Origin of the sequence: Thermobifida cellulosilytica TB100 (assembly GCF_001517975.1) — a bacterium.
GTDB classification, from domain to species: domain Bacteria; phylum Actinomycetota; class Actinomycetes; order Streptosporangiales; family Streptosporangiaceae; genus Thermobifida; species Thermobifida cellulosilytica.
On the sequence record NZ_KQ950182.1, the window covers coordinates 51,131 to 65,510 of the forward strand.

14 protein-coding genes and 1 tRNA gene are annotated in these 14,380 nt (G+C 72.6%); 10 read left to right on the plus strand and 5 right to left on the minus strand.

The window, feature by feature from the left end:
* The first annotated feature begins 1 nt into the window (after position 1).
* From AC529_RS10350 to AC529_RS10365, 5 genes are all read left to right on the plus strand, one after another.
* On the plus strand, positions 2-1,378 hold the full coding sequence (locus AC529_RS10350) for an aminotransferase class III-fold pyridoxal phosphate-dependent enzyme (RefSeq protein WP_068756095.1): 1,377 nt from the start codon (positions 2-4) through the stop codon (positions 1,376-1,378).
* A gap of 89 nt (positions 1,379-1,467) precedes the next feature.
* Positions 1,468-1,614, plus strand: a complete 147-nt coding sequence (locus AC529_RS20495; RefSeq protein ID WP_198156388.1) for a hypothetical protein — start codon at positions 1,468-1,470, stop codon at positions 1,612-1,614.
* A 12-nt stretch (positions 1,615-1,626) separates the two neighbouring features.
* Positions 1,627-2,727, plus strand: coding sequence for a crotonyl-CoA carboxylase/reductase (ccrA, locus tag AC529_RS10355; protein ID WP_269745542.1), 1,101 nt, complete (start codon positions 1,627-1,629; stop codon positions 2,725-2,727).
* A gap of 15 nt (positions 2,728-2,742) precedes the next feature.
* The gene (locus tag AC529_RS10360) at positions 2,743-4,377 is read left to right on the plus strand and encodes a thiamine pyrophosphate-binding protein (RefSeq protein WP_068756097.1); all 1,635 of its coding nucleotides are present in this window, start codon (positions 2,743-2,745) and stop codon (positions 4,375-4,377) included.
* Between the two features lie 112 nt (positions 4,378-4,489).
* The gene (locus AC529_RS10365; protein ID WP_068756099.1) at positions 4,490-5,599 is read left to right on the plus strand and encodes a winged helix DNA-binding domain-containing protein; all 1,110 of its coding nucleotides are present in this window, start codon (positions 4,490-4,492) and stop codon (positions 5,597-5,599) included.
* 6 nt (positions 5,600-5,605) lie between these two features.
* On the opposite strand, the gene AC529_RS10370 is transcribed toward AC529_RS10365, so the two are convergent.
* Positions 5,606-6,151 (minus strand): DUF7144 family membrane protein, encoded by a 546-nt coding sequence (locus AC529_RS10370; protein WP_068756101.1) that lies wholly within the window; start codon positions 6,149-6,151, stop codon positions 5,606-5,608.
* Between the two features lie 364 nt (positions 6,152-6,515).
* Between AC529_RS10370 and AC529_RS10375 the strand changes: the two genes are divergently transcribed.
* Together AC529_RS10375 and AC529_RS10380 are read left to right on the plus strand one after the other, a co-directional pair.
* Positions 6,516-7,142 carry a pyridoxamine 5'-phosphate oxidase family protein gene (locus tag AC529_RS10375; RefSeq protein WP_068756103.1) on the plus strand — a complete coding sequence of 209 codons (627 nt, stop codon included), beginning with the start codon at positions 6,516-6,518 and terminating at the stop codon, positions 7,140-7,142.
* 342 nt (positions 7,143-7,484) lie between these two features.
* The gene (locus AC529_RS10380; protein WP_068756105.1) at positions 7,485-7,817 is read left to right on the plus strand and encodes a histone-like nucleoid-structuring protein Lsr2; all 333 of its coding nucleotides are present in this window, start codon (positions 7,485-7,487) and stop codon (positions 7,815-7,817) included.
* Between the two features lie 169 nt (positions 7,818-7,986).
* Here AC529_RS10380 and AC529_RS10385 read toward each other — a convergent pair.
* Both AC529_RS10385 and AC529_RS10390 read right to left on the minus strand, forming a co-directional pair.
* A tRNA-Ser gene (locus AC529_RS10385) sits at positions 7,987-8,075 on the minus strand.
* A gap of 64 nt (positions 8,076-8,139) precedes the next feature.
* Entirely contained in the window at positions 8,140-8,655 is a 516-nt protein-coding gene (locus AC529_RS10390) for a SigE family RNA polymerase sigma factor (RefSeq protein ID WP_068756108.1), read from the minus strand.
* 335 nt (positions 8,656-8,990) lie between these two features.
* Between AC529_RS10390 and AC529_RS10395 the strand changes: the two genes are divergently transcribed.
* Positions 8,991-9,962, plus strand: coding sequence for a hypothetical protein (locus AC529_RS10395; RefSeq protein WP_068756110.1), 972 nt, complete (start codon positions 8,991-8,993; stop codon positions 9,960-9,962).
* On the plus strand, positions 9,959-10,753 hold the full coding sequence (locus tag AC529_RS10400; protein ID WP_068756113.1) for a MauE/DoxX family redox-associated membrane protein: 795 nt from the start codon (positions 9,959-9,961) through the stop codon (positions 10,751-10,753). Before AC529_RS10395 ends, AC529_RS10400 begins: the two co-directional genes overlap by 4 nt.
* Positions 10,754-10,947: 194 nt before the next feature.
* On the opposite strand, the gene AC529_RS10405 is transcribed toward AC529_RS10400, so the two are convergent.
* Positions 10,948-11,658, minus strand: coding sequence for a hypothetical protein (locus tag AC529_RS10405; RefSeq protein ID WP_068756114.1), 711 nt, complete (start codon positions 11,656-11,658; stop codon positions 10,948-10,950).
* A gap of 209 nt (positions 11,659-11,867) precedes the next feature.
* Here AC529_RS10405 and hisC point away from each other — a divergent pair, with 209 nt between their 5' ends.
* Entirely contained in the window at positions 11,868-12,947 is a 1,080-nt protein-coding gene (hisC, locus tag AC529_RS10410) for a histidinol-phosphate transaminase (protein WP_068756117.1), read from the plus strand.
* 99 nt (positions 12,948-13,046) lie between these two features.
* On the opposite strand, the gene AC529_RS10415 is transcribed toward hisC, so the two are convergent.
* A complete protein-coding gene (locus tag AC529_RS10415; protein WP_068756119.1) occupies positions 13,047-14,303 on the minus strand; it encodes a transcriptional regulator in 1,257 nt (418 codons plus the stop codon).
* Positions 14,304-14,380: the final 77 nt, after the last annotated feature.

The window sequence follows — 14,380 nt, forward strand, 5'->3', positions numbered from 1 at the left end:
AATGACCATTACCGACAGCACGGCCACGAGCGCCGCGGACGCGTGGACCGCCGACCGGATCCGGGCGGCCGACCGGGCCTACGTCATCCACTCCTGGTCCACCCAGGGAACCGTCAACGCCGTGCCGATCGCGGGCGGCGAGGGAAGCTGGTTCTGGGACTACGAGGGCAACCGCTACCTGGACTTCCAGTCGCAGCTCGTCAACATGAACCTCGGCCACCAGCACCCCCGGATCGTCGAGGCGATCAAGGAGCAGGCCGACCGGATGTGCTACATCGGCCCCGGCTACGCGGAGCGCTCGCGCGCCGAACTGGCCGAGCTGATGGCCCAGCTCACCCCCGGCGACCTGCGGATGACCTTCTTCACCACCGGCGGTGCCGCGGCCAACGAGAACGCCGTGCGGCTGGCCCGCCACGTGACGGGACGCCGCAAGATCATCACCCGCTACCGCTCCTACCACGGTGCGACGGCGGGCGCCATCGCCCTCACCGGCGACCCGCGGCGCTGGTACGCCGAGCCCAACGACTTCGGGGTCGTGCGCATGTTCGACCCCTACACCTACCGCTGCCCGGTGGGCCACCCCGACCCCTGCCCGGTCTGCTCGGGCGGCCCCCACCTGGAGGAGATCCTCCAGTACGAGAACCCCGAGACCGTCGCCGCCGTGGTCCTGGAGACCGTCACCGGCACCAACGGGCTCATCTACCCGCCGGAGGGCTACCTCAAGTCCATCCGCGAGGTGTGCGACAAGTACGGCATCCTGCTCATCCTCGACGAGGTGATGGCGGGTTTCGGCCGCACCGGCGAGTGGTTCGCCTGCAACCACTGGGACGTCACCCCCGACATCCTGATCACCGCCAAGGGCCTCAACTCCGGCTACGTCCCGCTCGGCGCGATGACCGTCAACGAGCGCATCTCCGAGTGGCTGATGACCAACAAGTTCTGGGGCGGCCTCACCTACGCGGGACACCCCCTGGCCTGCGCCTCGGGCGTCGCCTCCATCAAGGCCATGCAGGAGGAGAACGTCCTGGACAACGCCCGGGCGATGGGCCGGCGCCTCGACGCCGGGCTGCGCCGCCTGGCGGAGAAGCACCCGAGCATCGGCGACATCCGCGGACGCGGCCTGTTCTACGGGCTCGAACTGGTCAAGAACCGCGACACCCGGGAGCCGCTGGTGCCGTTCAACCCGGCCGGCCCGGCCGCCGCGCCGATGAACGCCGTCATCGCCGCGGCCAAGAAGCAGGGTCTCTACCTCTCGGCGAACAACAACGTGATCCGGCTGACCCCGCCGCTCGTGATCAAGCCAGAGGAGATCGACTTCGCCCTGGAGGCGCTGGACAACGCGCTGGTCCACGCCGACGAGGCCACCGAACCGGGCTGAGGCCCGCCCGCTACGCGGAGGTGCGGCCGTGCCCGCGGCCGCACTCCACCACCCCGCTGTTTTCGACCGCAGCAAACGAAGGGAAACGCATGTCCGAGGTGCAGCGACAGTCGGTCAGCACGACCTACAGGACCGTCCCGCTGGGAGAACTGCCGCCGCTCGGAGAGATTCCGAAGACCATGACCGCCCTGGTGGTGCGCCAGGACCGGTTCGGCGACCCGGAGCAGGCCTTCTAGATCGAGACCGACATCGAGGTTCCGCCGATCGGCCCCGACGAGGTCCTCATCGCGGTCATGGCGGCGGGCGTCAACTACAACAACGTCTGGGCGGCCCGCGGCTACCCCGTCGACGTCATCGCGATGCGGCAGCGCGCCGGCGAGCCCTACGACTTCCACATCGGCGGCTCCGACGCCTCCGGCATCGTCTATGCCGTCGGCTCGGAGGTCACCAACGTCTCCGTGGGCGACGAGGTCGTCATCCACCCCGGCTACTGGGACGCCAACGACCCGTGGATCCTCCGCGGCAAGGACCCGATGATGGCGCCGTCCGCCCGCATCTGGGGCTACGACACCAACTTCGGCTCCTTCGCGCAGTTCGCCCGAGCCCAGGCGCACCAGGTGCTGCCCAAGGCCCCGCACCTGTCCTGGGCCGAGGCCGCCGCCCCCACCCTGGTCGGCACCACCGCCTACCGGATGCTGCACGGCTTCCAGGGCAACACCGTCCAGGAGGGCGACGTGGTCCTGGTCTGGGGCGGCTCCGGCGGCCTCGGCACCCAGGCCTGCCAGCTCGCCGCCCTGGCCGGCGCCAAGCCGATCGCGGTCGTCTCCGACGACAAGCGCGGCGAGTACGCGATGAGCAAGGGTGCCATCGGCTACATCAACCGCAACGACTTCACCCACTGGGGCATCCCGCCGCGCGTGGACGACAAGGCCGCGCAGAAGGAGTGGCTCAGCCAGGCGCGCGCCTTCGGCAAGCGCATCTGGGAGATCGTCGGCCACCGCCAGGACCCGGCGATCGTCTTCGAGCACCCCGGCGCCAGCACCGTCCCCACCAGCATCCTGGTCTGCGAGCAGGGCGGCATGGTGGTCATCTGCGCCGGAACCACCGGCTTCGACGCGGTCGTGGACCTGCGCTACCACTGGACCCGCCAGAAGCGCTTCCAGGGCAGCCACGGCACCAACGACGAGCAGGCCAGGGCCTACAACGACCTGGTGATCGCCGGCAAGATCGACCCCTGCCTGGGCCGGGTCGTCCAGTTCGCCGACCTGCCCCGGGTCCACGCCGAGATGGGACGCGGCGAGCAGGTGTTCGGCAACTCCGTCGCCCTCGTCGGCGCCAAGGACGAGTAGGGGCAGGAGAACGGGGTGGAAGGGCAGGGTGCGGTGAAGGTCCCCGCCGCCGTCGCGAAGGCACTGCGCGACTTCGGGACAGACACGGTGTTCGGACTGATGGGTGACGCGAACATGCGCTTCCTCGTCGACTTCGTCGGCGCCGGAGGCCGGTTCGTGAGCGCTGTGGACGAAGGCGGTGCGGTGAGCATGGCCGACGGGTACTCCCGGGTGGGCAACCGCGTCGGCGTCGCCTCCGTCACACACGGACCCGGGGTGGCCAACGTCGTCACCGCGCTGACCGAGGCGGTGCGGGCCCGCAGCGCCCTGGTCGTCGTGACCGGGGACACCGCGTCCCGGCCCAACCACCTCCAGCGGTTCGACCTGCGTGGGGTCGCCGACCTCACGGGGGCCGAGTACCGCCGCGTCCTGCGGGCCGAAGACGTCAGCCGCGACGTCGCCGAGGTGCTGCACCGGGTGTCGGTCACCCGGCGCCCGGTGCTCCTCGACGTCCCGGTCGACCTGCACGGCGAGGAGGTGGAGGACACCTCGCCGCGCAGGAACGGCGGACCGCTGCGGCAGGCGTTCGGCCCCGACGAGGACGCGCTCGACCGGGCGCTGGGGGTCGTCGCGTCGGCCCGGCGCCCGGTCGTGCTGGCCGGGCGCGGCGCGGCGCTCTCCGGGGCGCGGGAGGACCTCCTGGAACTGGCCGAGCTCATCGGGGCCCCGGTGGCCACCACGCTGCTCGGCAAGGACCTGTTCCGCGGGGAGCCGTTCGACCTCGGAGTGGCGGGAACCCTGGGCTCCCGGGTCTCGACCGAGACGATCCTCGCCGCGGACTGCGTGATCGCGTTCGGTGCCGGGCTCAACGACTACACCACCGCCGAGGGCTCGCTGCTGGCGGACAAGGCGGTGGTGCGGGTCGACGTCGACCCGCACCGCTGGGAGTGCACGGCGCAGGTCGACGTCCTGGTGGTGGGCGACGCCCGGACCACCGCCCGCGCCATGGTCGAGCAGTTGCGCGCGGTCGGCCACCGGCCCGGGGGGTTCCGCAGCGAACGCCTCGCCGCCGAGCTGGCCGCCTACGACCCGCGGGAGGAGTTCGTCGACCGCAGCGGCGCCGACACCCTGGACCCGCGGACGGCGCTGATCCGCCTCGACGAGCTGCTGCCCGCCGACCGCGTGGTGGTCACCGACACCGGGCGGTTCGTCTACGCGCCCTGGCGCTACCTGCACGTCCCGGAGCCCACCGCGTTCACCCACACGCTGAACTTCGCGTCCATCGGGCTGGGGATCGCCACGGCGATCGGTGCGGCGGCCGCCGCACCGGACCGGCTGACCGTGGCCGTGGTCGGCGACGGCGGAGGAATGATGGGAATGGTCGAACTCGTCACCGCCGTCCGCTCGGGACTCCCGCTCGTCGTGGTCGTCTGCAACGACGGCGCCTACGGCATGGAGTACCGGGCCCTGGAGCGGGCCGGGGCCGACCCGACGCCCTCGCTGCTGAGCTGGCCGGACTTTCCGGCCGTGGCGAGGGCCTACGGCGCGGACGGGGTCACGGTCCGTACCATGGCGGAACTGGAGGCGGCGGTCGTACGGCTGGGTGCGGCGCCGCAGGTCCCGTTCGTCATCGAGATCCGGACGGATCCGACCGTCGACATCGTCGACTGACCCCGGGCGGTCCCGTGGGGACGGAGGCGGAGCTCCGCGAACGCGCGGAATCCGCCTCCGTCTTCCGCTTTGCGGACGGAAACTGGCCGCATTTTCGGGAATGCTGTCCGGTATGGGAACCACCGGCATCCTCGACCGGCGCGCGCTCAACCACGCCCTCCTCGACCGGCAACTGCTGCTGCGCCGCGCCGCGGCCACCGTCCCCGAGGCGCTGGAGCGCCTGGCCGGGTTGCAGGCGCAGACCACCCACACCTGGTACGTCGGACTGTGGAGCCGCCTCGCCGACTACACCCCCGAGGACACCTCCCGGATGCTGACCGACCGGAGCCTGGTGCGCACCGTGCTGATGCGCTCCACCCTCCACCTGGTGACCGCGGGCGACGCGCTGTGGCTGCGCCCGCTGGTCCAGCCGGTGGTCGAACGCGGCCACCGCAACGTCTACGGCAGGGACCTGGCCGGGGTGGACCTCGCCGCCGTCGCCGCGGCGGGGCGGGCCCTGGTGGAGGAGCGGCCGCTGACCTTCAGCGAACTGGGCCGGGAGCTGGCCGGGCAGTGGCCCGACCGCGACCCGACGGCGCTGGCGCACACGGTGCGCGCGCTGGTGCCGCTGGTGCAACTGCCGCCGCGCGGGGTGTGGGGGCGCAGCGGGCGCGCCGTGCACACCTCTGCGGAGCACTGGCTGGGCCGCCCGCTCGACCGCTCCGGCACGGTGCAGGACCTGGTGCTGCGCTACCTCGCCGCGTTCGGCCCGGCCACCGTCCGCGACGCGCAGGTCTGGTGCGGCCTGACCGGGCTGGGGGAGGTCGTCGACGGGCTGCGGCCCCGGCTGGCGGTCTTCCGCGGCGAGGACGGCGCCGAGCTGTTCGACCTGCCCGACGCCCCGCGCCCGGACCCCGACACGCCCGCGCCGGTGCGCTTCCTCTACGACTTCGACAACCTGCTGCGCTCCCACGCCGACCGCCGCCGGGTGCTCACCGTCGACCTCGCCGCCTTCACCCCCAGGAACGGGAACACGCCGCACACGGTGCTCGTCGACGGCACCGTCGCCGCCCTGTGGACGGCGACGGTGCGGCGGGGCACGGCGACCCTGGCCGTCCGTCCGCTCCGGCCCCTCGGGGCGGCGGAGGACGAGGTGGCCGCCGAGGGGGTCCGACTGCTGGCCTTCCTCCACCCGAAGGCCGAGGAGCGCCGTGTCGTGGTCGAACCCCCGGTGGCGGGCTGAGAGAGCTCAGCGCGCGTGCTCGCCCCGGGACGGCTGCGGGACGTGCCTGCCGGCGGAGGCGCCGTGGGACTCCCGGTTCTCCAGGCTCTCCCGGGTCTCGCGCGCTCCCGCCTCGTAGCCGGACCGGTAGGAGGACTCGGCCTCGTGTTCGGACCCGCGCTCCTCCTCCACCGCGGTGGCCGACGACCAGCCCGCGGTCAGGCCGTAGATGGCCAGCAGGTCGATGGCGACGACCGTCAGCGTCCACAGCGGGTTGGCGGCGAAGAAGGCCAGTTGCGCGACGACGTTGATCGCGAGCAGGACCACGGCCAGGGTACGCGCCCAGCTCTGGCGGGTGGCCAGGGCGAAGCCCGCGACCAGCAGGAGCAGGCCCCACACGCCCAGCAGGACACCCCACGGGGTGAGGCTGAAGAAGAACGTCTGGCCTCCGGAGACGAACAGGTAGTCGGGCGCGAACAGGGCGGTGATGCCGTGGAGGACGTTGATCGCCCCTGTCAGGAACAGCAGGGTCGCGGCGAAGAGCATCCAGCCCCGGGAACGTGTGCGGTTCATTGCCTTCCCTTTCCCTTCACGGGCTTCTCGGGTCGGGACGGGGCTGCCGGTGGTCCGCACTTCCCGTCCCTCTCCACCAACTCCCCCGTATCAGGACGAAAGTTCGCGTATGAGGGCAATGAGTTCGCAAAGGACATATTGCCTCTACTGTGTCGAAGAACACGTTCCTTCGTATCCGCTACGGCGGGGCGGGGCCGTCCGGGACGATCGGAACACGGGGGGTGAACACGCATGTCGCCGGGCGGAGGAGGGGCGCGTGACCGGCTCCGGCCAGCAGTTCCCGGGGCGGGGCTCCGGACGGAAAAGGTGGCTTAACCGATTAATTGCTAGAATGGCACTCTTAGTGACCAAAGGCGGGAAGGCCATGGAGAAAAACGGTCTGGTCGAGATCACCTCGGCTGCGGAACTCACCGAGCTGATCGGCCCCCCGGCCCCGGCGGCCGTGGCCAAGGAACGCACCGCCCTGCACGAGCTGGACCGGCAGTGGCTTGCGGCGTCCCCTTTCTGCCTCGTCGCGACCTCGGGTGCCGACGGCCGGTGCGACGTCTCTCCCAAGGGGGATCCCCCCGGATTCACCCTGGTTCTCGACGACACCACGATCGCCATCCCCGACCGCAAGGGCAACCGGCGGCTCGACGGTTTCCGCAACGTGCTGGAGAATCCGCACGTCGGCCTGGTCTACCTGATTCCCGGCCGGGGCGACACGCTGCGGATCAACGGCCGCGCCAGGGTGCTGCGGGACGCCCCGTTCTTCGACGAGATGGCGGTGCGGGGACAGCGGCCCCGCCTCGCCCTGCTCGTCGAGATCGAGCAGGTCTTCTACCACTGCGCCAAGGCGTTCCTCCGGTCCTCGCTGTGGCGTCCGGAGACCTGGCGCCCCGACGCGGCGCCCTCCCGCGTGCAGACCGCCAAGGCCATGGAGCGCCGGGACGAGCCGGTGGAGCAGATCGAGCGCTTCTACGCCGAGGAGTACACCGGTGGGCTCTACTGAGCGCGCCGCCCCGCGCCGGGGCGGTGCAGAACGGCTTCCGGGCGCCACTCCGCGTATTCCTATTTACCGGCAAGGCGGAAAGTTCGCTCTTTGCCGCCGTTGGCGGTACGCTCACTTGTAACGGGCGTCTCCGGCGTCCCTTCCCGTCCGTCCTTTGTCGGTGAAATGAGCCGGGATTTCCAGCGGACGCAATAGAGCGCCTGACCTATCGATTTCTTATAGAAAAGATAAAGATCGTGGTACGGGCTGCCGCACGTTCTGGAAACGCCTGACATTCTGTTGGGGTTCTTCGGGCAGCTTGTCCGTTATCCACAGTCTTACCGATGGATGGAGACCGCCCCCATGGCGCAGAAGGTTCAAGTGCTTCTCATAGACGACCTCGACGGTGGAGAGGCCGAGGAGACGGTCTCGTTCGGGATCGACGGCTCCACCTACGAGATCGACCTCAGCGGTGCCAACGCGGCGAAGCTCCGTGCGGCGCTCGCGCCGTTCGTCGAGGCGGCACGCCGGGCTCCCAGCAAGCGCAACTCCCCCCGGGGCAAGCAGCGCAGCTCCTCCAACCGGGACCGCAGCGCCGAGATCCGCGCCTGGGCCAAGGCCGCGGGCAAGCAGGTCAGCGACCGGGGACGCATCCCCCAGGCGATCGTGGACGAGTACCTCGCGGCCCAGGGCTGACCGGAGCTCCCCGACCCGGGGTGCTCGCTGCGACGATCCTGTCCCGGGAGCCCTCCGGGCCTCCCCGGCCGCCCCGGGGACAGGGGCGCGGCCGCGCGGAGGAGTCCGCCGCGGCCGCCGAGCAACGCGAAGGGGTCCCGCGCGTCGGCGCGGGACCCCTTCTCCACTGCGGAGGATCGGGGATTTGAACCCCGGAAGGGCGTGAACCCTAACCGCATTAGCAGTGCGGCGCCATAGACCGGACTAGGCGAATCCTCCTGGCTGGGACAAGGGTACAGAGGGAAGGGGCCTGGGTGCAAAACAGATCCGCTCACCGATCCGCTCAGCGGGCCGTGCGCTCGATCACCAGGTCGGCGTCGCGGCGCAGCTTGGCCACGGCGCGGGAGACGGTGCTCTTGACCGTGCCGACGCTCACCCCCAGGACGGAGGCGATCTCGGCCTCGGACATGTCCTCGTAGTAGCGCAGGACCACGGCCAGCCGCTGCCGGTGCGGCAGCCGGTTGATCGCGCGGTTGACGGTGTCGGCCAGGTCGGTGCGCCAGCTCGGGTCGTCGACCCGCTGCTCGGGGATCTCGTCGGTGGGGTAGACGTCCAGGTGGCGCCGCCGCCACTCGGAGATCTGGGTGTTGACCATCGCGCGGCGCACGTACCCGTCCCGGGCCTTCGGGCTGGTGATGCGGTCCCAGGCGAAGAAGGTCTTGATCAGGGCGGCCTGGAGCAGGTCCTCGGCGTCGGCGTGGTTTCCGGTCAGCGACTGGGCCATGCGCCGCAGTGCGGGGCCGCGGCGCCGCACGTACTCGGAGAACTCGTCATAGGTGGTTCGCGTCGTCTTGTTCACACGACCACCGACCCCCGAGCACCGTGTTCTCGGTCACACCGCCACGCTCCCACTGTGACACGGGAAACGTCATCATTTGCCCTGTTCACCGGCATCTTCTGATAAATCGGGCAATTGTCGCGGGTGTCCCGGCCCGCGGATCCCGGTGCCGTCCGGCCTGCGCGCCCGCGGCGCCCGCCAGCCCCGCGGCGCACCCCTCCCCGCCGCCGACGGCGCAGGTCGCGGACGGTCCCCGCCCGGCCGGGTGCGGCGCTGGGGGAGAATGGGGGGAGATTTCCACAGCGTGTGGACAACGGTGCGGGGGCGCACCGCCCCGAGCGGAAGGAAGAGCACTCGTGGCAGCGGAGCCGGCAGCGAACGGGCACGACCGTCGCCGACTGACCGCCGCCCTGCTCGGCCCGGACGCGGCCCCGGAACCGGACCGCACCCCCGCCCACGTCGTCCGGGGCACGCTGACCGACATCAGCCCGCACATGCTCGGCCTGGCCGCCCCCGAGGGCGACCGGCGCTTCATCGTCACCCCGCAGACCACCTTCTGGCACGGCGGCGAGCGCACCGCCCGCGAACTGCGCCCCGGCCAGGACGTGCTGCTGCGCTGCGTCCCGGGCGCGGAGCTGGTCGTCGAACGGGTCTGGGCCGACCTCGCCCGGGTCACCGGGGTGATCACTGCCGTGGACGGCGACACCCTCCGGGTCGCCGCCGGACACGACCGCGCGCCGGTCACCGCGGTCGTCCCGTACCGGGCCTCCGGCCGGATCCGGGTGCGCCACCCCCGCCTGGAGGAGGGGTACCTGTTCGACGCGGTCGGCGTGCGCGACGGCGACGCCGTCCGCGCCCTCGTCCCCGCCACCACCCAGCCGCCCTACCCCGTCGTGGAGACGCCGCCGCGCCCCCCGACCGTCCGGCAGGCCGCGCGGGTGACGGGAACGGCCTCCTGGTACGACCCGGTCCTCGGCCGCGACACCGCCGCCGACGCCCGGGGCACGCTCATGGGCCTGGCCTACCCGGCCCTGGACCGGACCGGCGACTGCGGCCCGGCCTGCGACCGGGCGACCCCGTGCGCGCCGCTGCCCCTGCTGTCGCTCGGGGCGACGGTCCGCCTCACCAACGAGTGCACCCGCACCGCGGCGGTGCTCCCCGTGGTGGCCTGCGGCGCGGCCGCCAGCCACTTCTGCGACCGCTGCGCCGCCTGCGGCTCCCAGGCCAGCGGCCGGATCGCCGAACTGACCCTGGCCGCCTTCGTGGCGCTGGGCGGGCAGCCCGAGGCCGGGTGCTGCACCGCGACCCTGACCGCGGGTGAGCCGTGATCGACGCGCTCCGGGAGACCCAGGTGTGGCTGCTGGCCGCCGTGCTGCTGCTCGGCGCCGCGGCCAAGGCCGTGGACCGCACCGCGCAGGGGCCGGCGGTCCTGCTCCCCGTCCGGCTGCGGCAGCCGTTCACACGCCTCCACGCGGCCTTGGAGGCGGTTTTGGCGGCGGGACTGATGGTTCTGTCCGGGGCGGCCGGCGAAGTCGTCAGAGCGGCCACCGCGGCGCTGTTCGCCGTCGCCCTGGTCGCCCTGCTGCGGCTGCGCAGGCGCGATCCCGAGCTGGGGTGCGGCTGCTTCGGCGGGCTGAGCACCGAGCCGGTCGGCTGGCGCAGCCTGACCCGCTGCGCGCTGTTCCTCGGCGCGGCGGCGGCCACGGTCGGACTGCCCGGCTCCGGCTGGGCGGCGCTGGCCGACGCCACCCCCCGGCACGGGGCGCTGCTGGCCGTGGAGGCCGCCGTCGTCGCGGCGCTCTCCCCGGAGATCCGGGAGGCGTGGCGGCGGCTGCGCTCCCCCGTGCCGTGCGCGCTGCGCGAGGTGTCGCGCGGCCGGATGCTGCGCCGGCTGCGGGCCAGCGGCGAGTGGCGGGAGCGGCGGCACCTGCTGGTCTCGACCGAACCGGCGGACACCTGGCGCCACGCCTGCTGGTGGCTGGCCCGGTTCCCCGGGCGCGACGGGGAGCGGAGCGTCGACGTGGTGTTCGCGGTCGAGGTGTCCGGGCGCCGCCCCGAGGTGCGCGCCCTGGTCGCCGACGCGGCGGTCGGCGCGGTCGACGCGGGAGGAACGGGATGACGGACCGGGGGCTTTCCCCCCGGTCGGGGGGACGGGGGAGAGGGCTGTCCCGCCAGGCCGGACCGGATCGCCCCGCGTTTCGACCTGGACGCTGCCGTGGTCACGCCCTCTCCCCGTCCTGGAGTCGAACGTGCGTTCGAGACGGGGGAGACTCTAGTGGACGGGCGCGCGCTGCGCCACCCGCCGCGGCCGGATCAGCCCAGGACCTGGTTCTGGTAGTCCAGGGCGGCGGCGGCGAAGTCCACGACCCGCTGCTCCTCCCCGGGGCCGCCGAGCATGGACACCGCGCCCAGGCGCTCGCCCCGGCGGTAGAGGAGGCTGTAGAGCACCAGCTTCTTCCCGTCCTCGCCCTGCATCTCCACGGCGAGGGCGCGCGACTCGTCGCCGATCGTGTCGACGTCGAGCTCGTGCACCGTGTACGTGCGGGTGGTGCCGTCCTCCAGGGTCGCCTCGTAGGTGGTGCACTCCTCGGGGGGCACGAAGGCGACGACCTGGGCGGCCAGCTCCTCGGGCAGCTCCAGCAGGGTGTGGCTGAGCGCGCCCTCGGAGCCCTGGAAGAGCGCTACCGAGGCGGGGGCCTGCTGCACCTCGGGGAGCTGGTCCCACTGGTTCGCGGCGTCCGCGCACTCCGGCTTGTCCAGGGTGAGCGAACTGCGGCCCTCGATCTCCTCCTGGACCACGTCGAGCTCGCCGTAGACGCCCGCCCGGGTCTCGTCCTCCACGCGCTCCAGGCCCTGGAAGCCGCTCAACTGGGCCTCGTGCAGTCGGGCCGCCTCCTCCTCGGCGGAGGAGCCGGGCGTGGGGCCGGTGGAGGCCTCGCCTCCGCAGCCCACCAGGCCCCAGGCCAGTGCGGCGGCCCCCAGGGGCACGGCGACGGACGTGCGCAGCTTCTTGGGAAGATTCATGAAACGTGGTTCCTGTTCTCTGCGGTGTTGTGCCCAGAGGCGGTGAAGGGGGCGGCGGCCGCGGGGCGGGTTGTGCGGACCCGTCCGACGGCGGATACGCCCGTGCGGCTTTCTCGGTGGACGAAGGGGTGGTGTCCTCCGACGGGGAGGCGGACTCCGACTCCGAGAAGTAATCAGATGATTGCACAGAGTGTCAAGGAAGGATCACGGTGTCGGAGCGGAAAACCTCGTACCTGCGGTCGGTGCTCGACTCGATCCCGGCCTACCGGCCCGGACGCAGGGTCGTCGGCCCCGACGGCCGGTCGGCCAAGCTCTCCTCCAACGAAAGCCCCTTCGGGCCGCTGCCCTCGGTGCGCGCGGCCGTCGCGGACGCGGCGGCCGACCTCAACCGCTACCCCGACCCCGCCGCGACCGAGCTGACGGCCGCGCTCGCCCGCCGCTTCGAGGTCCCCGAGGACCACGTGGCGCTGGGCGCGGGCTCGGTCGGCGTGCTCCAGCAGCTCCTGGAGACCGTGGCCGAACCCGGGGTCGAGGTGGCCTACGCATGGCGCTCCTTCGAGGCCTACCCGCTGCTGGTCGGCCTGTCGGGGGCCGTGCCCGTGCAGGTCCCGCTGCGCGGCGAGACCCACGACCTGGAGGCGCTCGCCGCCGCCGTCACCGACCGCACCCGCCTGCTGTTCGTGTGCAACCCGAACAACCCCACCGGCACGGCCATGCGCGAGGACGAGCTGACCGCCTTCCTGGACGCCGTGCCCGACCACGTGCTCGTGGTCCTCGACGAGGCCTACCGCGAGTACGTCCGCGACCCGCGGGTGCCCGACGGGGTGCGGCTGTACCGGGACCGGCCCAACGTCGCCGTGCTGCGCACCTTCTCCAAGGCGTACGGGCTGGCCGCGCTGCGCGTGGGCTTCCTCGTCGGCCACCCCCACGTCGCCGAGGCCGTGCGCAAGACGATGGTGCCCTTCGCGGTCAACCACCTCGCCCAAGCGGCGGCGGTGGCCTCGCTGGCGGCCGAGCAGGAGCTGCTGGAGCGGGTCGAGGAGACCGTCAAGGAGCGGGAGCGGGTCCGCGGCGCGCTGCTCGCCGACGGCTGGACCGTGCCCGAGACCGAGGCCAACTTCGTCTGGCTGCGGCTCGGCGAGGACACCCTCGACTTCGCGGCCGCCTGCGAGCGGGCGGGCATCGCGATCCGCCCCTTCGCCGGGGAGGGCGCCCGCGTCAGCATCGGCGCGCCCGAGGACAACGACGCCTTCCTGGAGGTGGCCCGGGCCTACCCGCGGCGCAACTGAACGGGGCCGGTCGGGCGCGCGGCGGGGGCGCCCTCCGCACCGCCGTCCGCCGGAGGACCGGCCGCCCGGCGGAGCGGGCCGGGGCCCGGCCGGTCCCGGCTACTTGCCGTGGTCCGCCCGGTCCTTGTCCAGCTTCTCCACGATGAGGCGGTACAACTGGCGGGGCCGCCCCGGCTGTAGCGTCCGGTTGGGCGGCAGCGGCCAGGCCAGGCCCTCCTCCACCAGGGCGCGCAGCAGCCGCCGGGCGGTACGCGGGGTCACCCCCAGCATCCGGCCCGCGCTCTCGGCGTCGACCACCAGGGGCGCGTCCTCCTCGGCGATCTTCTCCGCCAGCCGCGTCAGGGTCTCGCGGCCCTTGGTCCGCAGCGGCTCGCCCGTCTGGCGCTGCGGCGCCCGCTGGGCGGGCACCAGGGAGCGGCCCTCCCGGTCCACCGCGAAGCTCTGCCGGGTGGCCTGGGCGCGGTTGAGCGCCGCCCTGGCGTGCGTCTCCGCGTCCTGGGTGGTGCGCCCCATGCCGATGCCGACCTCGATGGCGATCCCCAGCTCGGCCTTGGCCCGCTCCACGAACGGCGGCTTGCGGAAGCCCTCGGTGGCCGTCACCAGCGACCCCCGGGTGGCGGTGATCATGAAGGTGTGGTCGTCCACCTGGTGCGCGGTGGCGTTGATGCGGTGCGCCTCCTGCATCAGCAGCCGGTGCAGCGACAGCCGCAGCTCGTCCCGCCAGTAGCGGGGCGTGGAGCGGCGGCTGGAGTCGCGCAGCGTGGGGACGTCCACGATCACCACGCCGAGCTGCGCCTCCTCCAGGCGGTGGTGGGCGCCCAGCAGACCCGCGGTCTGCAACGCGCTGCGCACCCCCGCGGTGGTGGGACGCAGCCGGAGGTTGGGCACGCCGATGGCGTCCAGCCGCTCGGCGACGCCCCGGACACAGGTGATGGCCATCCGGGTGATCTTGCGCCGCCACAGCCCCTCGTGGAAGGCCGTGAGCGTGGCGGTCCCGGCCAGCTCCTCGTGGACGTGCAGGCCGTCCACCGGCAGGTCGACCTCGGAGTAGGCCTCGACCACGTCGGTGCGGCTCAGGACGTCCAGGCTGGCCCGGGTGGGATCGAACCGCTCGTCCAGCGTGGCCCGCAGCAGCGCCTCGTGCAGGCTCGCGCCGCTGAGCGGAACGTAGGTGGCCGGCATCGTCAGCACCCCGGCCTTCCGGGCGAACTCGTAGGGCACGGGGCTCGCGAACAGGTACGCGTCAATGGCCGATCCCAGCCGGAGCACCTTGTCGGTGGCCTCCTGCTCGTCCCGATAGGCGGCTGCGATGAGTCTGGCGTTCAGGGGTCCGGTCGAACCCGGACCCATCAACATGACGCGCTCGACAACCTCGTGCGGTCCGATAACACCGATTGTCAGATCGCCAGTACGCTGCGCACTCACCTCGGGCT